This is a genomic window from Labrys sedimenti (genome assembly GCF_034424805.1).
GTDB lineage: Bacteria > Pseudomonadota > Alphaproteobacteria > Rhizobiales > Labraceae > Labrys > Labrys sedimenti.
Genome location: NZ_JAXOUF010000004.1, coordinates 134571 through 156325, shown reverse-complemented (window position 1 = coordinate 156325; position 21755 = coordinate 134571). Strand labels below are relative to the sequence as shown.

Annotated in this window: 17 protein-coding genes and 3 pseudogenes; 6 read left to right on the top strand and 14 right to left on the bottom strand. The window is 64.6% G+C overall.

Features of this window, described 5'->3' with window-relative positions; translation table 11 throughout:
- Positions 1-7 precede the first annotated feature (7 nt).
- The 6 genes from U1R88_RS15740 to U1R88_RS15715 all read right to left on the bottom strand — a co-directional run bounded on the left by U1R88_RS15740 (position 8) and on the right by U1R88_RS15715 (position 5922).
- On the bottom strand, positions 8-1252 hold the full coding sequence (locus U1R88_RS15740) for an NAD(P)/FAD-dependent oxidoreductase (RefSeq protein ID WP_322432073.1): 1245 nt from the start codon (positions 1250-1252) through the stop codon (positions 8-10).
- A complete protein-coding gene (locus U1R88_RS15735; protein WP_322432072.1) occupies positions 1249-1971 on the bottom strand; it encodes an amino acid ABC transporter ATP-binding protein in 723 nt (240 codons plus the stop codon). The genes U1R88_RS15740 and U1R88_RS15735 overlap by 4 nt, the downstream gene beginning before the upstream one ends.
- Positions 1964-2617, bottom strand: a complete 654-nt coding sequence (locus U1R88_RS15730) for an amino acid ABC transporter permease (protein ID WP_322432071.1) — start codon at positions 2615-2617, stop codon at positions 1964-1966. Before U1R88_RS15730 ends, U1R88_RS15735 begins: the two co-directional genes overlap by 8 nt.
- Before the next feature lie 11 nt (positions 2618-2628).
- Positions 2629-3294 carry an amino acid ABC transporter permease gene (locus U1R88_RS15725; protein ID WP_322432070.1) on the bottom strand — a complete coding sequence of 222 codons (666 nt, stop codon included), beginning with the start codon at positions 3292-3294 and terminating at the stop codon, positions 2629-2631.
- A gap of 69 nt (positions 3295-3363) precedes the next feature.
- The gene (locus U1R88_RS15720; RefSeq protein ID WP_322432069.1) at positions 3364-4170 is read right to left on the bottom strand and encodes an ABC transporter substrate-binding protein; all 807 of its coding nucleotides are present in this window, start codon (positions 4168-4170) and stop codon (positions 3364-3366) included.
- 234 nt (positions 4171-4404) lie between these two features.
- Positions 4405-5922: an aldehyde dehydrogenase (NADP(+)) gene (locus U1R88_RS15715; RefSeq protein WP_322432068.1), complete on the bottom strand. Its 1518-nt coding sequence runs from the start codon at positions 5920-5922 to the stop codon at positions 4405-4407.
- A gap of 141 nt (positions 5923-6063) precedes the next feature.
- Here U1R88_RS15715 and U1R88_RS15710 point away from each other — a divergent pair, with 141 nt between their 5' ends.
- Entirely contained in the window at positions 6064-7101 is a 1038-nt protein-coding gene (locus U1R88_RS15710; protein ID WP_322432067.1) for an Ldh family oxidoreductase, read from the top strand.
- A gap of 232 nt (positions 7102-7333) precedes the next feature.
- Here U1R88_RS15710 and U1R88_RS15705 read toward each other — a convergent pair whose 3' ends face one another.
- The 3 genes from U1R88_RS15705 to U1R88_RS15695 all read right to left on the bottom strand — a co-directional run bounded on the left by U1R88_RS15705 (position 7334) and on the right by U1R88_RS15695 (position 10294).
- Positions 7334-8296, bottom strand: a complete 963-nt coding sequence (locus U1R88_RS15705) for a dihydrodipicolinate synthase family protein (RefSeq protein WP_322432066.1) — start codon at positions 8294-8296, stop codon at positions 7334-7336.
- Between the two features lie 216 nt (positions 8297-8512).
- Positions 8513-9241: a GntR family transcriptional regulator gene (locus U1R88_RS15700; protein ID WP_322432065.1), complete on the bottom strand. Its 729-nt coding sequence runs from the start codon at positions 9239-9241 to the stop codon at positions 8513-8515.
- A gap of 195 nt (positions 9242-9436) precedes the next feature.
- The gene (locus U1R88_RS15695) at positions 9437-10294 is read right to left on the bottom strand and encodes a LysR family transcriptional regulator (RefSeq protein ID WP_322432064.1); all 858 of its coding nucleotides are present in this window, start codon (positions 10292-10294) and stop codon (positions 9437-9439) included.
- Positions 10295-10386: 92 nt separating this feature from the next.
- On the opposite strand from U1R88_RS15695, the gene U1R88_RS15690 reads away from it, so the two are divergent.
- A complete protein-coding gene (locus tag U1R88_RS15690) occupies positions 10387-10767 on the top strand; it encodes a tautomerase family protein (protein ID WP_322432063.1) in 381 nt (126 codons plus the stop codon).
- Positions 10768-10944: 177 nt separating this feature from the next.
- Here the strand turns inward: U1R88_RS15690 and U1R88_RS15685 are convergent.
- Positions 10945-12254, bottom strand: a pseudogene (locus U1R88_RS15685) (NtaA/DmoA family FMN-dependent monooxygenase).
- 140 nt (positions 12255-12394) lie between these two features.
- Here U1R88_RS15685 and U1R88_RS15680 point away from each other — a divergent pair.
- From U1R88_RS15680 to U1R88_RS15665, 4 genes and pseudogenes are all read left to right on the top strand, one after another.
- Positions 12395-12556, top strand: a pseudogene (locus U1R88_RS15680) (ATP-binding cassette domain-containing protein); the annotation flags it as partial.
- Entirely contained in the window at positions 12505-13350 is an 846-nt protein-coding gene (locus U1R88_RS15675) for a FecCD family ABC transporter permease (protein ID WP_322432062.1), read from the top strand. The pseudogene U1R88_RS15680 and the gene U1R88_RS15675, both read left to right, overlap by 52 nt.
- A pseudogene (locus U1R88_RS15670) lies at positions 13347-14383 on the top strand (FecCD family ABC transporter permease). The gene U1R88_RS15675 and the pseudogene U1R88_RS15670 overlap by 4 nt, the downstream one beginning before the upstream one ends.
- A gap of 50 nt (positions 14384-14433) precedes the next feature.
- Positions 14434-15375, top strand: a complete 942-nt coding sequence (locus tag U1R88_RS15665; RefSeq protein WP_322432061.1) for an ABC transporter substrate-binding protein — start codon at positions 14434-14436, stop codon at positions 15373-15375.
- Positions 15376-15711: 336 nt separating this feature from the next.
- On the opposite strand, the gene U1R88_RS15660 is transcribed toward U1R88_RS15665, so the two are convergent.
- From U1R88_RS15660 to gcvT, 4 genes are all read right to left on the bottom strand, one after another.
- Positions 15712-17118 carry an L-serine ammonia-lyase gene (locus tag U1R88_RS15660; protein ID WP_322432060.1) on the bottom strand — a complete coding sequence of 469 codons (1407 nt, stop codon included), beginning with the start codon at positions 17116-17118 and terminating at the stop codon, positions 15712-15714.
- A 65-nt stretch (positions 17119-17183) separates the two neighbouring features.
- A complete protein-coding gene (gene gcvP, locus U1R88_RS15655) occupies positions 17184-20030 on the bottom strand; it encodes an aminomethyl-transferring glycine dehydrogenase (protein WP_322432059.1) in 2847 nt (948 codons plus the stop codon).
- Positions 20031-20139: 109 nt separating this feature from the next.
- A complete protein-coding gene (gene gcvH, locus U1R88_RS15650) occupies positions 20140-20502 on the bottom strand; it encodes a glycine cleavage system protein GcvH (RefSeq protein WP_322432058.1) in 363 nt (120 codons plus the stop codon).
- Positions 20503-20512: 10 nt separating this feature from the next.
- Entirely contained in the window at positions 20513-21670 is a 1158-nt protein-coding gene (gcvT, locus tag U1R88_RS15645; protein WP_322432057.1) for a glycine cleavage system aminomethyltransferase GcvT, read from the bottom strand.
- Positions 21671-21755 lie beyond the last annotated feature (85 nt).

Sequence of the window (21755 nt, the reverse complement as noted above, 5' to 3'; positions counted from 1 at the left end):
CTTTTCGTCAAAAACGCTGAGGCGAGAAAGAAGCGATATCGATGGCGGGCGTGTGGCCGGTCAGCAGATCGGCGACGATCCGCGCCGTCCCGGCCGATTGGGTCAGGCCGAGATGGCCATGACCGAAGGCGTGGATCACGCGCGGCGTCGCGCTGGAACGGCCGATGGCGGGCAGGCTGTCGGGCAGGGAGGGACGGAACCCCATCCATTGCACGCCGCCTTCCGGCTTGAGGCCTGGCAGGAAGGCCTGCGCCTTCCTGAGCATGGCTTCCGAGCGGCGGAAATTCGGCTTGAGGTCCAGGCCACCGAGCTCCACGGCACCGCCGACGCGGATGCCGGTCGACAAACGGGAGACGACGAAGCCATGCCCGCCGAAGGTGATCTGGGTGTTGAGGTCGAGGGCGCCAGGCGGCAAAGTGGTGTTGTAGCCGCGCTCGGTTTCGAGCGGGATGGCCTCGCCGATGGTTCTGCTGATCCGGTGCGAGAAGGCGCCCGCTGCCAGCACCACCTGGGCGGCCCGCCGCACACTGCCATCCGCGCCGAGGATCTCGACGCCGTTTTTGCATGGGCGCAGCGCCTTGACCTCGGCCCGCTCGATCAGCCCACCCTGGGCGCGCAGATGGTCGGCTAAGGCGAGGGTATAGAGCTTGGGGTCGGCGATGGAGTACCAGCCGGGTGTGAAGGTCCCGTGGGTAAAACGCGGGGCGAGCCCCGGCTGGATCGCGGCCATGCCGGCGGCGTCGAGATGACGGAACTCGATGCCGTGGGCGGCGCGGGCAGCCCAGCCCGGCAGCGAGGCCTCGAGTTCAGCCTGGCTCTCATACACCTGCAGATTGCCTTCCTTGCGCAGCATCGGCAGCGTGCCGGTCTGGGTGAGGAAGGGCTCGAGTTCCGCCTTGGAGAGATCCATCAGGGCGGTCTGGGCGGCGGTCGAATGGGCGACGCGTGACGCCGAACAGGCCCGCCAGAAGCGGAACATCCAGGGAGCAATCTTCAGGACATAGGCCGGCGGCACACTTAGGGGGCCAAGCGGATCCAGCAGCCATTTCGGCGCCTTCTTCAGGATACCGGGCGAGGCGAGCGGCAGGATGTCGGTGAAGGCGAAGGCCCCCGCATTGCCGGCGGAAGCGCCGGCGGCAGGGCCTTCCCGATCCAGTACCATGACCGACAGCCCGCGCGCCTTGGCGGCGATGGCGGAGGAAAGGCCCACCACGCCGGCGCCGATGACGATGACATCGAGATCGGGGTTCACCGCACGCTCGCCAGGAATTTCTGGGTTTCGGGGTTTTGCGGCGCGCCGAAGAGCTGCTCCGGCGTGCCGATCTCCGCCATCACGCCCTGATGGAAGAAGGCCACCCGGTTGGAGACGTCGCGGGCGAACGCCATTTCATGGGTGACGCAGATCATCGTCATGCCCTCTTCGGCCAGCATCTTGAGCGTGTCGAGCACTTCGCCGACGAGCATCGGGTCGAGCGCTGATGTCACCTCGTCAAACAGCATATATTCGGGCGACATCGCAAGGGCCCGGGCGATCGCCATGCGCTGCTGCTGGCCGCCGGACATGCGCGTGGGATAGACCGAAAGCTTCTCGGCCAGCCCGACATGGCTGAGCTGCTTGACCGCGATTTCCTCGGCCTTGGCCTTGGCCATGCCGAGCACCTTGCGCGGGGCGAGCATGACGTTTTCCAGAACGGTCAGATGCGGAAAGGCATTCCATTGCTGGAAGACGATGCCGACCTTCTGGCGCAGCCTGTTGAGGTCGGTGCTCTTGGCATGGACCTCGGTGCCGTCGATGGTGATCCGGCCCGCATTGATCGGTTCCAGCCCGTTGATGCAGGTCAGCAGCGTCGACTTGCCCGAGCCGGAGCCGCCGATGATGCTGACCACCTCGCCCTTGTCGACGGTGAGGTTGATGCCTTTCAGCACTTCGAGAGCGGCGAAGGATTTGCGGACGTTCTGAATCTCAATCATTGGGGGACCACCGTCTTTCGAGATAGCCGCCGAGACGGGCGATGGGAAAGCTGATGAGGAAGTAGATGGCGCCACAGATCATCAGGATGAACAGGGGTTCCTGCAGGCGGGTGACGAGGATCTGCGAGGCGCGCAGGAGCTCGATCAGGCCGAGCCAGAGCACCAAGGCGGAGTCCTTCATCACGCCGAGCGTCAGGCCGATCCAGGAGGGCAGCGAGACGCGTATGGCCAGCGGCGCTACGATGTAGCGCATGTCCTGCCACCAGCTCATGCCGAGCGAGCGGGCGGCCCGGCGGGTGGTCGTCGGGACAGAACCGATGCCGCCGCGCACGATCTCGGTGCAGTAGGCAGCTGTATATAGGCTCAGCACCACGCAGGAAGTGGTGAAGGGCGGCCAGCCCAGCCGCGCGATCGACTGGAAGGCGTTGGCCAGTACGAGCTGGATCAGCAGCGGGACCGAGCGGAAGATGTCGAGCAGGAAGGTCAGCGGCATCGACCAATAGGGGCCGAGCTGGACGCGGATCACGCCGAAAAGAATGCCGAGGATGGTGCCGGCGGCAACCGAGACTGCGGTGACCGCCAGCGTCATGCCGGCGCCTTGGGCGAGAAAGGCGAGATCGCTCCAGGTGAGGGCGGTGTTGAACATGATCAGCCCTCTCAATACCGGAACATGCGCCAGGCGACCGCCCGGGCTGCCAAAGTGACGGCCTTGGCGATCAGGTAGTAGATCACCGCGGCCAGCGCGAAGAATTCGAAGGTGCGGAAGGAACGGGCGTTCAGCTCCTGCGTGACGCCGGCAAGGTCCGTGTTCATGCCCACGGTGACGCCGAGCGAGGTCATCAGGATGGCCCAGACCATCTGGTTGGTGGCGGGCAGGAAGGCGACGCGCAGCATCTGCGGCACGACGATCATCCGGAAGGCTTGCAGCGAGGTCATGCCGAGCGAGCGGCCGGCCCGAGCCTGCGTGTCGGGAATGGCCTTGAGGGCGCCGCGGAAACTCTCGGCCAGGTAGCCCGCATTGTTGAAGGCGATGCCGGCGAGCAGCGCGGCAAACGGTGTCAGGTGGAGGCCGAAATTACCGAGGCCGAAATGGGCCATGTAGATCTGGAACAGCGCCGGCGTGTTGCGCGCCACCTCGACCCAGGCCGTGGCGAAGCCACCGAGCAGGCGGTTGCCGGACAGGCGGAACAGAGTGAGGAGGATGGCGATGGCGAGGCCGATCGCCATCGACAGGAGCGCGATCTGCAGCGTCACCAGGGCACCGTCGAGCAATTGCGGCAGCGCCTTCAGGGCCTGGTTCCAATGGAAGGCATATTTGAACATGCCGTTTCACCTCTCGAGCAGGATCGGCGGCGCGCCGCTTGCCAGCGCGCCGCCGGTGAAACGGTCAGATCAGCGATAGGAGCCGTTGACGGTGAGATTGGGAACGTTCTCGTCCACCCACTTCTTGTAGAGTTCGGCATAGCGGCCGGTGCGAACCTGCTGGTTGATGAACAGGTTGAGATAGTTGATCAGGCCGTATTCCTCGCGATTGGTGAACAGCGACACATAGTCGATGTCGAAGGGCGCCTTGCCGACCACGGCGATGCCGGGGAACTTGCCGGTCTTCACATTGGCCTGCGCGACCGTGGAGGTCGAGACGGTGGCGTCGAGCTGGCCCTGGCTAAGGGCGAGGAAGACGTCGGCCTGGGTCTGGTAGGGACGGAACTCGCCGGAGCCCCAGGCCTTGACCTGCTTTTCCAGCGCGATGGCTTCATAGGTGCCGGCAGTGGCGCCGACGACCTTGCCCTTCATGTCCTCAAAGGACTTGACGCCCGACTTCTCATTGGCCGTCACTGCCATTTCGAAGGCGAAGTAGGGAATGGTCATGCCGACGGTCTTGGCACGCTCCAGCGTGTCGGAGGTCGAGGCGACGCCGACATCGACGCGGCCGGACATCAGGGCCGGGATGCGCTCGGGGAAGGGGGTCTCGACGATCTCGGCCTTCACGCCGAGGGCCTTGGCCAGATCGTTGCAGTAATCGACGTCGAAGCCGATCGGGTTGTTGTTGGCATCGCGCGCGCCCATGGGCGGGAAGTCGAGCACGACAGCGCAGCGCAGCGTTCCCGAAGCGATGATGTCATCCAGTTTGTCAGCCTTGGCGGGGCTGACCATGGCGATGGCGGCCATGAGGCCGAAGGCGGCAACCGATTTCCTCATTCTAACGCTCTCTCCCTGCGTTGGCCCGTGTTTTTCACGGCGGGGCCACTATTGCGTTTTCACGTGCGAAATCAACTAAAAATACAATATGAATACAAAAAGAATTTTATGTGTGGGCATAAATTATTCCGGCAACGCTCTCATCCTGGCGAGCGGAGAGGGGCACGGTCTTCGGCCGTGCCGGGGATGATGGATGCTCTCATTCGGAGACGATCGGAGCGCGGACGGTTTACCTCAGCTGTCCAGATCGTCCGGCAACAAGCCCTGGGGCAGGTTCTGATAGGCCACCGGCCGCAGGAAGCGTCGGATCGACAGGGTGCCGACGCTGGTCGCACCGAAATTGGTCGAGGCCGGATAGGGGCCGCCATGCACCATGGCATCGACGACCTCGACGCCGGTCGGAAAGCCGTTGACGAGCACGCGCCCGGCCTTGCGCTCGAGGATGGGCAGCAGGCGGCGCGCGGCGGCGAGATCCGCCGGTTCCATGTGAATGGTCGCGGTCAACTGCCCCACGAAGGCGCGGGCCAATCGCTCCATGTCTTCCTGGGACGATGCCCGCACCACGAGGCCAAGCGGCCCGAATACCTCCTCGCCGAGCGCGTGGTCGGCGACAAAGCGCTCGCTCGAGGTTTCGAACAGGCTGGGCGAGGCCTCGCGCCCGGACATCGGCGTCGCCAGCAGGGCGCGCACGGCATTGCGTGCGGTCATGCGGGCCTGGCCTTCATGATACGAGCGGGCAATGCCGTCCGACAGCATGGCCTGCGGCGATACCTTGCCAAGAGCCTCGCTGGCGGCGGCAGTGAAGCGGTCGGCATCGGGCCCGTCGATTACGATGGCGATGCCGGGATTGGTGCAGAACTGGCCGGCCCCCATCGTGAGGGATGCCGCCCAACCCTGGCCGAGGGCCTCGGGCCGTGCCTTGAGCGCTTCGGGCAGCAGGAACATCGGATTGACCGATCCGAGCTCGCCAAAGAAGGGGATTGGTTCGGGGCGGGCTGCGCATAGATCAAAGAGCGCCCGGCCGCCGGCGAGCGAGCCGGTAAAGCCGACGGCCTTGATCAGGGGGTGCCGTACGATGGCCTGGCCGATCTCGCGACTATTGCCCTGGATCAGGGAGAAAACACCCGGATGCATACCACTCCGGCGGATGGCGGCGTCGGCCGCTTCGGCTACGATCTCGCCCGTTCCCGGATGGGCCGAATGCCCCTTGACTACCACGGGGCAGCCGGCCGCGAGCGCGGCGGCGGTATCGCCGCCGGCGGTCGAGAAGGCGAGGGGGAAGTTGGAGGCACCGAACACCGCGACCGGGCCAATGGGGCGCTGCATCATGCGGATCTCGGGCCGCTGCGCCGGCTGGCGATCGGGCAAGGCCATATCCACGCGGCGGTCGAGATAACCGCCCAGCTCGATATGGTCGGCAAAAAGCCGGAGCTGGCCGGTGGTGCGGGCTCGCTCCCCCTGCAGGCGCGCTGGAGGCAGTCCGGTTTCCTGGCTGCCGATCTCGGTGATCGCCTCGCCTCGAGTCTCGATCTCGTCGGCGAGAACACGCAGGAAGGCGGCGCGCTCCCAACGCCTGGCATAGCCGAAATGCCAGAATGCTTCCTCCGCCGCTTCGCAGGCCCGATCCACCAGCGCGCTCGTGCCGATCGAAAACTGGTGGGCCGGCCCATGGGCGGGGGCCGATGCGAAGAAGCCTTCGCCCTCGACCCAGTCACCTGCGACAAGATGCTTGCCTGTGGGAGTGAAACCCATATGCCATTCCTTCCATCACTGTAGCGGGGCCGTGCGAGCGCGAATTTTGAAACGAGCTTGTCGATTTTGTGTATACACTATGTATTTTAATCATCAAGCCGTGATATCGACGGCCACGCAGATGACCGGGAAAGGCATGCCATGACAGACAGCCGTCTTGTGACGACGAAGGAACTGAGCGAGCAGGTGGAGGCGATCTTCCGCAAGGCCGGCTTCAATGCCGACCAGGCCGGAGCCGTGACGCGCGTGATCGTCGCCGGCGAGCGCGATGCCTGCAAATCACATGGCATCTATCGCATCGAGGGCGCCTTGCGCACGGTGAAGGCCGGCAAGGTCCGCCCCGACGCAGAGCCGGTTCTGTCGGCAGAGGATGCCTCCGCCGTCGTCAAGGTCAATGCCAAGGGAGGCTTTGCCAATCCGGCCTTCGAGCTCGGCCTGCCCCTGCTGGTCGAGCGCGCCCGCACCTATGGCCTGGCCGCGCTGGTGATCAATGACTGCACCCACTTCTCGGCGCTCTGGCCTGAGGTGGAGGCCGTGACGGAGCACGGCCTCGCTGCCCTCGTGATGTGCCCCAGCTACTCCGCCGTGGCGCCCACCGGCGGCAACAAGCCCTTGCTCGGCACCAACCCCTTCGGCTTCGGCTGGCCACGTCAGGGCAAGCCGCCCTATGTCTTCGACTTCGCCACCTCCGTGGCGGCGCGCGGCGAGATCGAATTGCACCGGCGGGCCGGCAAGCCGTTGCCCGAGGGCTGGGCGATCGACGCCGAGGGCAGGCCGACGACGGATCCGGTGGCCGCCCTCGCCGGCGCCATGCTGCCCTTCGGCGGCCACAAGGGCTCGGCGATCGGCACGATGGTCGAACTCCTGGCCGGCATCATGATCGGCGACCTCACCAGCCCCGAAGCATTAGAGGCGCTCGGCACCACGACGCTGGCACCGGCCCATGGCGAACTGATCCTGGCCTTCTCGCCCGAGAAATTCGCTGCGGGGCGGCCCGGTGATCCCTTTGCCCGCGCCGAGACCTTGTTCGAGGCGATCGTCGGGCAGGGCGCCAGGCTGCCGTCCCAGCGTCGCTTTGCGGCACGCGCCAAGTCGCAGGCGGAAGGCATCGTCCTCAGCGGTACGGAAGTCGAACAGCTCGACCGGCTCTTGGCCCTCGGCCTGGCTGCGGTGGATTGAAGCCAACTCTTCCTGGGACCGCCAGCAGGATGCTGGCGGTCCCAGGGACACATGTCTTCAGTCGGTCAAACATTATGTAGCCTGGTCATCACAGGCCAGCCTTTGGGAAATCGACTCTCCTGCTATCCCAGGTAGACATATCTGCCTGGGAAGATGGATCGCGATAGCCCCCACAAATGCAAAGGCCCTCCTATCCGGAGGGCCCTTTCAGTTCGGCAGTCTTACAAGGCCGTCAGGCGGCGCATTTCTGCACGGCGCCGGGGAGGCGACTCCACTGGGCATACCAAGTGTCGAACAGCTTGAGCTGGGTCTCGGCATAGCCGCGCTGGCTGTCGGAGAGCACGTCGGTCTCGTTGAAGTTGAGGGTGTATTCCTTGTCGCCCTTCACCACCATCATGTGCTTGAAGAAGAGGACGAGGTCCGGCCCTTCATCGAAGGAAGAGAGCACAGCCAAAGCCTGCTCCAGTTCCTGTGCGCGCTGGCGGGCGTCGACGTCGCCGGCAGCAGCGGCCTGCGACAGCTTGCACAGATGGATCACTTCCTTGGGCAGGACATTGCCGATGCCGGTGATCGCACCGGTGGCGCCGCAATTGACGAAGCCGTGGAACACCGCGGTATCGACGCCGATCATCAGCGAGACGCCGTCGTCGCGGCTGGTGATGTTTTCCGCCGCATAGCGCATGTCGGCCGGGCCACCGAATTCCTTGAAGCCGACCAGGTTGGGGTGCTCGGCGCGCAGGGCGAAGAAGAGGTCGGCGCGCGTGGCAAAGCCGTAATAGGGGCTGTTGTAGATCACGGCCGGCAGATCGGGGGCGGCGGTGAGGATGGCCTTGAAATGCTGCTTCTGGGCCGCGACGACCGAACCGCGTGACAGGACGCGCGGGATCACCATCAAACCCTGGGCGCCGACCTTCTGGGCGTGGGCGGCGTGGGCCACCGCCGAAGCGGTATTGACTGCGCCGGTGCCGACGATCACCGGGACGCCGGCCTTGACCAGGCGCTCGACGCCTTCCATGCGCTGGGCATCGGTGAGAAGGGGCCAGTCACCCATCGAGCCGCAATAGACCACGGCCGACATGCCGTCGGCGATGAGCTGCTTGCCCTTGCGCACGAGGGCCTCGAAATCCGGGCTGCGGTCCGCCTTGCACGGGGTCATCAGCGCAGGAATGACACCGGAGAAAATCTTGGCCTTCATCTCGAGCTCCTCTGTTGGCCGGGGGATAGGCTTGATCGCAGTCCTGCATGGGTGCCGATTCCTATCGTCGGCCCCTTCATACGCTTTTGTATTTTATTTGTCGACAAGAAATCGACAAATGGCGCTGCGAAATAGGTTACAGCGTCACGATCTTCGTTCTAACGCCTTGTTTCAAAACTTCTTTACACCTTATGGCGCGGCTCCGACGACGGCGCTTCAGAGTGCGATCTCCAGCCGGCGGTCGCGGACCAGCAATTTGCGGATCTGCTCGACGATCTGCTCGGCATGGATCTTGGCGAGTTTTTCGGCAAGGTCGACGTCGCGCGCCACGATTGCCGCGATCATGTCCTCATGCTCGTCGACGAAGCGCTGCGGCAGCCGGTCGTCGAAGGACTGGTAATAGAGGCGCAGGAAGCGCCGGCCCTCGTCGAGCAGCCTTTTGAACAGGCCGGCGAAATAGGGATTGCGGCCGGCTTCGGCAATGGTCGAGTGGAAAGCAGCATTGGTGGCAATCATCGCCAAAGCATCCTGGGCCGCGACGGCCGCCGCGAATTCGGCCTGTTGGGCACGGATCACCTCGAGATCCTGGGCGCGGTGATGCTCGGCCGCCAGCCTCGTCGTCACCCGGTACATCAGCACCAGGGCGTCGAAAAAAGGCGACATGTTGAGGAAGTCGATGCTCGATACCATGGTCGAGCGATTGGGAAGGGTGTCGATCAGTCCTTCTCCCGCCAGCCTTACCAGCGCTTCGCGGATTGGCGTGCGCGACATCTTGAACCGCTCGGCCAATTGGACTTCGTCGATCGGGCTGCCCGGCGGCAGCACCAGATCGAGGATCTCGTCGCGCAGGAGGTCATAGACCATCTTCACACCGGAGCCACGCTTGCGCTCCGCGGAGCCACCCTTGCTCTCAATGGCCGCACCACCCGCTGATTTCTTCTTCATTTCAGAATCCTCTTGTCGACAAGAGGGATAAAGGCGGGCGCTGAGACGATCAACCGTTTCACGACGAAAGACGAGGCCATGCCAGGGCAGGCAAGGGCGCCGGGCACAAGGAATGTAATTCAGGGGAACAAGAATAATAATTATATTTCAATATATTGAATATGTTTTCGAAACAAAATTCTTATGATTGAAAGGCTATCCTCGTACGGCGGCACGGAAGGCAGCCGCGAGTGCGGCGAGTGCCTGGCGCGGCCGTTCATGCCTGACCCGGCTATGCAGCAACACCGGCAGACGCGGCAATTCGGGCAGGCCAAGCCTGGCGCCAACCTCGACAGCCCCGAGAGGCAGCATGCGCGGTGCCAGGGCAGCAATGCCGAGCCCGGCCATCACCGCTGCCGTCACCGCGGCGACCCCGCCGCCGACGAAGCTCTCGCGCCAGGGCAGACCGACGTCATCGAGCAGCCGGCCTGCCATCGCGCGTACGCCGCAGGGTTCGGCCATCGTCGCCAAAGGCAGCGGCTCACCCGCCCGCTTCTGCCAGTCGGGTGCGGCAAACCAGCCGAATTTCTCCTCGGCAATCACCTCGCCATCGCTTCGGCCGGCATGGAGGCGCACGATCACACTGTCGAGCTCGCGCCGGTCGAAGCTCTGCAAAAGGTCTCCTGAGGACCCGATGCGGATCTCGATCAGAAGCTGCGGGTCCTGGGTGTTCATGCGCGCGATCAGCGCCGGCAGGTCGGGCCCGGCGACATGATCGCTGAGGCCGATGGTAAGACGCTGGCGCGTGGTCGCAAAGACGGCGAGCGCACGCTCATGTCCGGCCAGGAGTTCTCGGGCCGGTTCGAGAAAGGCGGCGCCCTGGGGTGAGAGCTGTACATAGCGGGGGGTCCGCTCGACGAGGCGGCAGCCGAGCCTTTCTTCCAGCCGCTTCAGTTTCAGGCTGACGGCGGCCTGCGTCGTCTGCAGAACCTCGGCAGCCCGCGTAAAGCTGTCGAGGTCGGCAATATGCACAAAAGCCCTGACGGCATCGAGGTCGAGCGGGCGCTCCATCATTTCCATCGCTTATTACTGATATCAATATCCATAGAATATCAAAATGAAGGAGCGACATCTAGGCTCGGATCGTATCACAGAGGAGAGACCCCATGCCGCTTACACACATCGCGATGCGTGCCGGAAAGCCGCCAGCCTATCGCCAGGCGATCTTTGATGGCCTCTACCAGGCCATGCGCGAGACTTTCGACGTACCCGAGGACGATCAGTTCATGACCATCACCGAGTGTGAGGCCGAAAATTTCCGCTACGGCGCCCACTATTTCGACGTGGCCCGCAGCGACGACCTCGTGCTGATCCAGCTCACCGTGAGCAATACGCGCAGCGAGGCGCAGAAAAGGGCCCTGTTCCGCCGGATCGCGGAGCGCCTTGCGGAGAATCCCGGAATTCGGCCGGAAGACGTCTTCATCAACCTCGTCGAGGTTGCCAAGGTGAACTGGTCCCTCGGCCACGGCCTGGCGCAATATGGCTGAGGCGATGGCTGATACCAACGCCACGATGTTTGACTCACGCGTCATTGCGAGCGTAGCGAAGCAATCCAGGAGCCATGGCCACCGCGTCCGGAAGTCCTGGATTGCTTCGCTGCGCTCGCAATGACGCTGCTTGGTCGGTCAAGCATCAATACCGTTGGTATTGCGGCATATCGAGCTTCAGGCGTCGCCATCGTCCCTAAGATGATCGGCGAAAGTCGATCCACGATACGCCTGCCGAAACAACCCTGCCTCGGTCAGCTGAGGTACGAGATCCTCGAGGGCCAGCCGGAGCGCTTCGGCCGATCCGCCCGGCAGGATGACGAAGCCGTCGATCGCGCCGGCGCTCGCCCATTGCCGGACCTGCCCGGCGGCGTCCTGCGCCGTTCCGATGACGCGCCAATGTGCCGAGCCGATCACCTCGGGTCGGGTCAGGAGTTCGGTGACCGTCGGCTGTTCGTTGCGGATCAGGCGAAGCAGGAGTTCCGCATGGGTGCGGCTGCGCGATGCCTGGGTCACCTCGGGCAGATCGGCCGCAGTGACGCGGCGGTCGTCGGGCCAGCGCGAGAGGTCGAGGCCCGTCATGTCCCGGATGGCCTTGAACCTGCGCCCCGTATCGGCGCGGGCATGGGTCTGTGCAAAGAGTGCCCGCGCCTCACTCCGATTGGAAGCGAGATAGAGGCTGAGGCCCGGCAGCACGCGAATGTCGTCGGCTCTGCGGCCATGGCCGAGTGCGCGCTGCCTGAGATCGCTGCGCAACTCCAGCGCGGCTGCCATGTCGGGGGTCGAGGCGAAGATCGCGTCGGCGACGGAAGCAGCGAAATCGCGACCCGTCGGCGAAGCGCCGGCCTGGATCAGCGGAATCGAGGATGTGCCATAGGCCGGCAGATTGAGCGGCCCCTTGACGCTGAAACGGACGCCCCGTGATCGATCGGCCGCACGAGGGCTGAAACGGCATAGCGGCCGCTCTCGCGATCCTGCTTCAGGGCGTCCTGCGGATAGCTCGCCCAGAGCCTGCGCACGATTTGCGTGAATTCGGCGGCACGCTCATAGCGTTCCCCGGCCGAGGGCATGGCCGGCAGGCCGAAATTCTCGTTGCCGTCCAGTGCCGTGACGATGTTCCAGCCGACCCGGCCCTTGCTCAGCCAGTTGAGGGATTGCAGTTGGCGCGCCACCACATAGGGCGAATTGAAGGCGGTGGAGATGGTGGTGAGCAGGCCGATATGGCTGGTTTCACGCGCCATGGCCGCCAGCAGGATGGTGGGATCGAGGCTGCCGAAGCCGGGGCCGGTTTCAAGCGCGTGGGGATCGAGGAAAAGCGTGTCGGGCCGGAAGACGAAATCCAGCCTGGCCGCCTCAGCCCGTTTGGCAATGTCCAGATAGAATTCATCAGAGTAAATATTCTCGATGTCGCTGTCTAAGCGCCGCCAACCATCGCCACTCAGCCAAGTCGGAGCCAAAGAAAGCCCGATATGCAATCTTCTTTTGATTTACATACCTTGTTGTTTGACCTCCAATCGGTGCAGTATTGAATTATTTTAAAGTATCTCTATTTCAATTTTAGAATTGCGTGATGATTTACCGTAACTTAATCTGTATTCAAGCGTGATTTACGTTGGATGATTACACGGTGCTCAGGACGAACAATGTGGTGGCCGGCTATGGCGGGCAACCAGTCTTGCGGGGCGTGTCGGTCGATTTCGAACCTGGACGCTTGAATGCCCTGATCGGACCGAATGGGTGCGGAAAATCGACCCTGCTGAAGGCGATCATGCGCTTCCTGCCCGTCGGGGCCGGCGAGATCACCCTGGCGGGACAGCCGATCCGGACCATCGGGCGCAAGGCGTTTGCCCGCGAGGCGCCACGGCCTTCGACATCGCCGGCGCCTATCTTTTCGATTTCGGCCTCGATGCCCAGGGCTTTGCGGCCCTCGCCGGCGCCCTGGCCGGGTTTGCCACCAGCCTGCTGGTGGCCCGGCTTGCCGGACTGTCGCATGATCCGCGCGGCCTGGCGTTCATCCTGGCCGGTGCGTTGGTCTCGATGTTCTTCATCGGCATAGCCAATGCCTTTCTGCTCTCCGATCCGGCCCGGCGCATGGATTTCCTCGGCTGGGTGAGCGGCAACATCAACCATGTCTATGCCGATCGCCTGTTGCGCTTCTGGTGGATCGGCCTGATCGAGTTGGTTGGGCTGCAATTGCTGGCCCGGCCGCTCACTGTGATCGCCCTCGGCGACGGCAAGGCCACTTCGCTCGGCGTCGACGTTATCAGGGTTTCGCGCCTCGCCCTGGCGGCTGTGGCGCTCGCCGCCGGCTCGGCCGTGGCGATCTGCGGCCCGATCGGCTTCGTCGGCCTGGTGGTGCCGCATCTGGTCCGGCCCTTCGTCGGCGGCGGCTTCAAGCTCGGCCTGCCGGCCTGCGCCGTCTGCGGCGCAGGCCTCACTTTGCTGGCGGACCTTGCCGCGCGCGAGGCCTTCAAACCCTATGTCCTGCACACCGGCGTGCTCATGGACCTCATGGGCGGCGTGGTCTTCGCCATGATCGTCCGGCGCTATTATCTCGGCGCGGCCGCGAGGAGCCTGTCGTGAGGCTGGCGCGGGCTGTCGACGGCAAGGTCGTGCTGCGCTGGCCCGGCGGCCTGCAGATCCGGCTCGGCAATCTCTATGCGGGCTTCTTCCTGATCCTGGCTGCCATCGCCTTGACGGCACTGTCGCTCGGCACGGGATCGATCAAGGCCGGGCTGGGCGACCTTGCCGCTGCCCTCGGCGCCGCGCCGCTCGATCCCGACAAGGCCTATGCCTTGTGGGATGTCCGGCTGCCCCGCATTGTCACAGGTTTTCTTGCCGGCTGGCTGGTGGCGATGGCCGCCTCGATGCTGCAGTCGCTCACGCGTAATCCTCTCGCCGATCCGGGGTTGCTCGGGCTCAGACAGGGCTCGATGATCATGATCATGCTGCTCCTGATCTATGTCCCGACGGCGCCGGCGGCCCTGGTCCCCCTGGCGGCGCTGGGGGGAGGGCTCGGCGTGGCGCTGGCGCTGCTTTTCCTGGTCGGGCGCGAGCGTTCGAACGGCCTCGCCATCCTTTTGATGGGCATCGCGATCGAGACCGTGCTGTCCTCGATCGCCTCGCTGCTCATCCTCTACACGCCGAGCGAAACCTCCTACGCCCTGTCGAGCTGGCTGGCGGGGTCGCTGTTCCAGGCGAGCTGGGCGGGGATCGCCGCCCTGGCCCCCTGGTTCCTGCTCAGCCTTCCCGCCGCCTTCCTGGCCGGGCACGCCCTCGGCTCCTATGAGCTCGGCGAGGAGATGGCGATGGCGCTGGGCGAGCCGATCGGCTGGTCGCGGCCGATCGTGCTCGTGCTCGCAGTGCTGCTGGGGGCAGCCGCCGTCACCGCCGTGGGCCCGCTGATGTTCCTGGGCGTGCTGGCGCCCCAGCTGGTCGGCTTCCTCTCACCCGCGCTGGCGCGGGCGAGGCTCTTCCTGGCGGGGCTGATGGGCTGACGAGGGCAGTGGCCAGCGAGATCGCCATGCCGCTCGGACTGGGCCTCACCCTGGTCGGCGTGCCGCTCTTCATCCTCTCCCTGCGCCTGCGGGCGCTCAAACTGTTTCAAACACACTGAAAGGCAAGACCATGCGCAACACTATGCGATGGGCCGTTTTGATCCCGGCCATGCTGGCAGCACAGATGGTTTTGGCCGGCGCGCAGACGGCACTGGCAGGGGGCCGCGCGGTGACAGACAATACCGGGCGTTCCGTCACCATTCCCCAGGATCCGAAACGGATCATCGTGTTGCATGAGCCGCTTCTGGGGCTGCCGCTTCTGGACCTCGGCGTCAACGTCACGGGCAGCTATGGCCGCTCCGACGACGCGCGGATGCTCGCCGCCGTCGACTTCATCGACACGGTCCTGGCGAAAAAAGGCCCCAAGCCGACCGGCATCGGGGCGGTCGGCCAGATCGATCTTGAAAAAGTGCGTAAGCTCGATCCCGACCTGATCATCGGCACGGAGCGCGATGTCGACAAGGCCGGTCAGCTCTCGGCGATTGCCCCGGTCTATCTGCAGAAGGCCAGTACCGGCAGGACGCGCGGCATCGGCGTCGAGGAGGATCTGGCCAAGCTTCTCGGTCGGCAGGAAGAATTCGCAGCGCGGAAAAAGGCCTATCTCGACCGTGTCGCCGCCCTCAGGGCCAAGCTGCCGCCCAGCGAGCGGGAGCGGACCTACATGGCAGTCATCGTGCATGACCAGGTCAACCTGGTCGGCGAGATCTCGGGCGCGATTCAGGCCCTGGAGGATCTCGGCTATCGTCCCGCCAAGGTGGACGGCATGGGAGCCGGCAAGGGCCTCGGCTCGATCTTCGCCACGCCGCTGAGCCCGGAGATCTTCGGCCGCGCCGATCCCGATCTTCTGGTGATCATGAACAGCTATGCCGAGAAGGACCGCTCGGAAGCGGCGATCCGAGCCCGCCTCGACAAGATCATGCCGGGCTGGGACAAGTTTCTCAAGCCGGCCCGGGAAGGGCGCGTTCTCTATCTCGACTCCGGCGAGGTCGCCACTCCTACCATTGCCAGCGCAGAGCATACTCTCGACGCCATTGGCGCCAGGAAGGAGTGATGCGGGGCTACCATAATACCATGATGCGTAAAGGCTGATCCGTCATTGCGAGCGCAGCGAAGCAATCCAGGAGCTTGAAGGCATAGAGTTTACGGCTCCTGAATTGCTTTGCTTCGCTGCGCCCGCAATGACGGAATTGGTGAGTCATACTTTATGCAGGCTTGTATAAAGTATGAGCCCGACTCTTCCTGGGAGCGCGGACGTCCTCGTCCGCTCTTGGAAATGTCGCGTCCTGGGATGGCAGGAGCGGACGAGGACGTCCGCGCTCCCAGGAAAGCCCCTCCCACGATAGGTCGGTATTCTTGATACTCGCGATGCGCTGAGGCGGAGATCGGCTCAGCATTCCGGCAGGTTGACGGCAAGCCCGCCGGTCGAGGTCTCCTTGTATTTGAGGTTCATGTCGATGCCGGTCTGGCGCATCGTCTCGATGCAGTTGTCGAGCGGCATGAAATGCTTGCCGTCGCCGCGCAAGGCGAGGCTGGCGGCGCTTACCGCCTTGATCGCGCCGAGCCCATTGCGCTCAATGCAGGGGACCTGCACCAGGCCCTTGGCCGGATCGCAGGTCATGCCCAGATGATGCTCCAGCGCGATTTCGGCCGCGTTCTCCACTTGCTCGTTGGAGCCGCCGAGCGCAGCGCAAAGCCCGGCAGCCGCCATGGCCGACGCCGATCCGACCTCTCCCTGGCAGCCGACTTCGGCTCCCGAGATCGAGGCGTTGTATTTGATGATGCCGCCGATGGCGGCCGCGACCAGCAGAAAATCGCGGATGCCCTCATGGCTCGAGCCGCGGCAATGGTCGCGATAATAGCGGATCACGGCCGGCACCACGCCGGCGGCCCCGTTGGTGGGCGAGGTGACGACGCGTCCGCCGGCGGCGTTCTCCTCATTGACCGCCATGGCGTAGATCGAGATCCAGTCATTGACGACATGGGGTTGTTCGAGATTGCGGCCCTGTTCGGCCAGAAGCTGCTGGTGAATGGTGTGCGCACGGCGTCGCACGGACAGGCCGCCGGGCAGGATGCCGTCCTGCCGCAGGCCGCGGTCGATACAACCATCCATTGCGGCCCAGACCGCATCGAGCCTGTCGTCCAGCGTGCCGCCGTGGACGACGCCTTCGTTGGCCCGCTTCATCTCGGCGATGCTGAGATTGGAGGAGGCCCCCATCGCCAGCATTTCGGCAGCGGTGCCGAAGGGATAGGGAAAGCCGAGCGCACCCGGTTCGTCGGACGAGGCCGCATCCCTGCTGCGCTGGGCTTCGAGTTCTTCGGCCGACAGCACGAAGCCGCCGCCGATCGAATAATAGGTCCGGCTGAGAAGCAGCTCGCCATTCGCATCCGTGGCGGCGATGATCAGGCCATTGGCGTGGCCGGGCAGCGGCGGCCCATAGTCGAAAACGAGGTCGGTGTCGGGGACAAAAGTGAGCGGAGGCAGGCCGGGAAGCCTGATCACGCCCGCTTCACGGAGTTCGGCCTCTTTTTCCTGCGCCAGGTCCGGGTCGATGGTGGCAGGCAGGAATCCCATCAGCCCGAGGATGACGGCACGGTCGGTGGCATGGCCATGGCCGGTGAAGGCCAGAGAGCCGTGCAGGCTGACCTTGAGCCGCACGTCCGTCATGGCGGGCTCGCGCTCCACCAGGGTTCTCAATTCGTCCAGGAAGCGGGCCGCCGCCACCATCGGCCCCATGGTGTGGGACGAGGACGGGCCGATGCCGATCTTGAAGATGTCGAAAATCGACAGAAACATGCCTGGCTCTCTACTCAAGGCAGGCGGTCCCGAGGACCGCCCGCATCCAGCGTGGTCATTAGCCCTTATTCGGCCGCCTCGACATAACTTTCGAGGGGCGGACAGGAACAGACCAGGTTGCGGTCGCCATAGACATTGTCGACCCGGTTGACCGGCGACCAATATTTGTCGACCCGGAAGGCGCCGGCCGGATAGCAGGCGATCTCGCGGCTGTAGGAGCGGTTCCACTCGCCCACCAGATCTTCCACGGTGTGCGGAGCGTGCTTGAGCGGGTTATCCTCGGGATCGAGCGTACCTGCCACGATCGCCTCGGCTTCCGCCGCGATGCCGAGCATGGCCGCGATGAAGCGGTCGAGCTCGGCCTTGGGCTCGCTTTCCGTTGGCTCCACCATCAGCGTCCCCGCCACCGGCCAGCTCATGGTCGGTGCATGGAAGCCGCAGTCGATCAGCCGCTTGGCGATGTCGTCGACGCTCACGCCGGCGCGATCCTTCAGGACGCGGGTGTCGAGGATGCACTCATGCGCAACGCGTCCCTTGGCCGAATAGAGGATCGGATAGGAGGCCGAGAGGCGGCTGGCGATGTAGTTGGCATTGAGGATCGCCACCTTGGTCGCCTGAGTCAGGCCCTCACCCCCCATCATCAGGCAATAGGCCCAGGAGATCAGCAGGATCGAGGCCGAGCCATAGGGGGCCGAGGACACGGCACCCTTCTCGCCGGTTTGGGGCGGGGTCGGCAGATAGGGCGTCAGATGGGCCTTGACGCCGATCGGCCCCATGCCCGGACCACCGCCGCCATGCGGGATGGCGAAGGTCTTGTGCAGATTGAGATGGCTGACGTCCGAGCCGATGTCGCCGGGGCGGGCGAGCCCGACCATGGCATTCATATTGGCACCGTCGAGATAGACTTGGCCGCCATGGGCATGGGTGATTTCGCAGATCTCGCGCACCGTCTCCTCGAACACGCCATGGGTCGAGGGATAGGTGATCATGCAGGCGGCGAGATTGGCCGAATGGGCTTCCGCCTTGGCGCGAAAATCGGCGAGGTCGATGTCGCCATTGGCGGCCGCGCCGACCACCACCACCTTCATGCCGGCCATTTGCGCCGAAGCCGGATTGGTGCCGTGGGCCGAGGTCGGGATCAGGCAGACGTCGCGATGGGTGTCGCCGCGCGCCCGGTGATAGGCCTGGATGGTCAACAGGCCGGCATATTCGCCCTGCGCGCCGGAATTGGGCTGCATCGAGAAGTCATCATAGCCGGTGATCTGGCAGAGCTTGGCCTCGAGATCGGCGATCGCCTCGGCATAGCCCTGGGTCTGGCCATCGGGCGCGAAGGGATGCACGTCGGCAAATTCCGGCCAGCTCAGCGCCGTCATCTCGGCGGTGGCGTTCAGCTTCATGGTGCAGGAGCCGAGCGGGATCATCGAGCGGTCGAGCGCGAGATCGCGATCAGCGAGACGGCGCATGTAACGCGTCATCTCCGCTTCGGCCCGGTTCAAATGGAAGATCGGGTGGGTCAGGTAGGCCGAGGTCCGTTCCAGGGCGTCGGGCACCCGGTATTCATGGGTGAGGTCGTCATCCCTGCGGTCGATGCCGAAGGCACGCCAGATCGCTTCGGTGTGGCCGCGGCGGGTGCGCTCGTCATAGGCGATGCCGATCTTGCTGGTGCCGACCCGACGCAGATTGATGCCTTCGGCTTCGGCCGATTTCAGGATGGCGCCCTGGACCGCGCCGACCTCGACCGTCACCGTGTCGAAGAAGGTCGAGGGCTCGATCTTGTAGCCCTGGCTCTCCAGGCCCTTGACCAGCCGTACCATCTTGCGATGGACGCGCTCGGCGATCGCCCTGAGCCCGGTCGGGCCGTGGAACACCGCATACATCGAGGCCATCACCGCCAGCAGCGCCTGGGCGGTGCAGACGTTGGAGGTGGCCTTTTCGCGGCGGATATGCTGTTCGCGGGTCTGCAGCGACAGGCGATAGGCGCGGTTGCCGCGCGCATCGATGGAAACGCCGACGATGCGGCCGGGCATGCTGCGCTTGAGCGCGTCGCGCACCGCCATATAGGCGGCATGCGGGCCGCCATAGCCCATCGGCACCCCGAAGCGCTGGGTCGAGCCGATGGCGATGTCGGCACCCATTTCGCCCGGCGCCTTGAGGATGGTCAAGGCGAGCGGATCGGCAGCGACGCAGGCCAGCGCTTCGGCGCCGTGCAGAGCCTCGATCACGCCGGTGAAGTCATGCACATGGCCGTAGGTGCCGGGATATTGGAAGATCGCGCCGAACACGCCGGCCGGATCGAGATCGGCGAAGGGATCGCCGACCACGACATCCCAACCAAGCGCGGCGGCGCGGGTCTCGATCACTGCGATGGTCTGGGGATGGCAATGGTGATCGACGAAGAAGGCATTCGCCTTGGACTTGGCGGAACGGCGGCACAGCGCCATCGCCTCGGCCGCGGCCGTGCCTTCGTCCAGCAGCGAGGCATTGGCGACGTCGAGCGCGGTCAGATCCGAGATCATGGTCTGGAAGTTCAGCAGGGCTTCCAGACGCCCCTGGCTGATTTCCGGTTGATAGGGCGTGTAGGCGGTGTACCAGGCCGGGTTCTCGAAGATGTTGCGCTGGATCGCCGGCGGCGTGACGGTGCCGTAATAGCCCTGGCCGATCAGCGAGATCATCACCCGGTTCTTGTCGGCGACCTCGCGCAGGCGGTTGAGGACGCCGTGTTCGGAGAGCGCCGGCCCCCAGGCGAGAGGCGTCTTCTGGCGGATGCCCGCCGGCACGATGGCGTCGATCAGCGCATCGAGGCTGTCGGCGCCGACAGCCTTCAGCATCTCCGTCATTTCGGCCGGGGAGGGACCAATATGGCGCCTGTTGGCAAAGTCATAGGGATCATAGGTGGTTTCGGTATGAGACATCGTGTCCTCTCAGAGCAAAGCGCGTTCACACCGAACGCTTATTTGCTCTAACTCCTTGTTCCGACGCGTCTTTGCGATTCTTGACGATGGCGCCAAATCACAAAACGCTTTAGCCGATATGGGCTTTGTAGGCGGCCTCATCCATCAGGCCCGCCGCATCGTCGGCATTGGCGAGCTTGAGACGGAAGAACCAGCCACCGGCCTGCGGATCGGAATTGACGAGAGACGGGTCGTTGACGATGGCCTCGTTCACTTCGACGATCTCGCCGTCGAGCGGGCAATAGACGTCCGAGGCGGCCTTGACGGACTCGACCGTCGCGGCGACGTCACCCTTCGACAGGTGCTTGCCGACCCCGGGCAGCTCGACGAAGACGAGGTCGCCGAGTTGCTCGGCGGCATGACCGGTGATGCCGACCGTGGCGACGCCGCCGGCGATATCGAGCCATTCGTGATCTTCGGTGAATTTCGTCATGGTGGGCCTCTCAGCTGCGCTTGTAGCGCGGGGTGATGAAGGGAAGGGTGGCGACGACGACCGGCAGGCGCCTGCCGCGAACCTCGGCGAAAAGCCGGGTGCCCGGTTCGGCACTTGCAATTGGAACATAGCCCATGGCGACGGGAGCGCCGAGGGTGGGACCGAAGCCGCCGGACGTGACGCGGCCTATCGGCGCCGGCGCCGTTTCGTCGGTGAAGAGTTCCGCGCCGGCCCGGATCGGCGCGCGGCCTTCGGCGGCCAGCCCGACGCGTCGACGCGACGCCCCATGTTCGAATTCGGGCAGGATCACTTCGGCTCCCGGAAAGCCCCCCGCGCGGGCCCCGCCGGTACGCCGCACCTTCTGCACAGCCCATTCAAGGGCCGCCGCAACCGGCGTCGTCGAGGTGTCGATGTCATTGCCATAGAGGCAGAGCCCCGCTTCGAGCCGAAGGCTGTCGCGTGCGCCGAGCCCGATGGGATGCACGTCGGGATCGGCGAGCAGGGCCTTGGCCAGTTCTTCCGCCTGGGCTGAGGGTACCGAGATTTCGTAGCCGTCCTCGCCCGAATAGCCGGAGCGGGATACCAGGCAGGAGGCGCCGAGAATGGTCAGTTCCCGCACATCCATGAAAGCCATGCCCGCGGCCTGCGGCGCCAGTTTGGCCAGTGCTGCCTCGGCGGCGGGGCCTTGGAGGGCGATGAGCCCGCGCTCCGTCAGTTCCTCGATCTCACAGTCCTCGGACAGATGGGCACGCAGATGGGCAATGTCTTGGCTCTTGCAGGCCGCGTTGACGACCAGGAAGAGATGGTCGCCGCGATTGGCGAACATCAGATCGTCGAGAATGCCGCCCTTGGCATCTGTGAAAAGCCCGTAGCGCTGTCGCCCCGGCTTCAGCCCGAGCACATCGACCGGCACCAGTCGCTCCAGCGCCAGCGCCGCATCTTCGTATTTCCCGGATTTCGCGCGGAGCACGACCTGGCCCATATGGCCGACATCGAACAGCCCGGCCAGGGCACGGGTGTGGAGGTGTTCCTTCGCCACGCCTTCGGGAAACTGCACGGGCATGTCGTAGCCTGCAAATTCCACCATTCTGCCGCCGAGCGCGACATTGAGCGCGGTCAGTGGCGTCTTTCCAAGGTCATTCCGGTCAGCTTCATTCCGGTCGTCCATGGGCATGTCCTCGGTGGTGTTCTTGTCAGATCAAGTATCGCAAATGCTGGTCTATGCGTAGGCCTGGCATCCCGGGGCGCCGGCT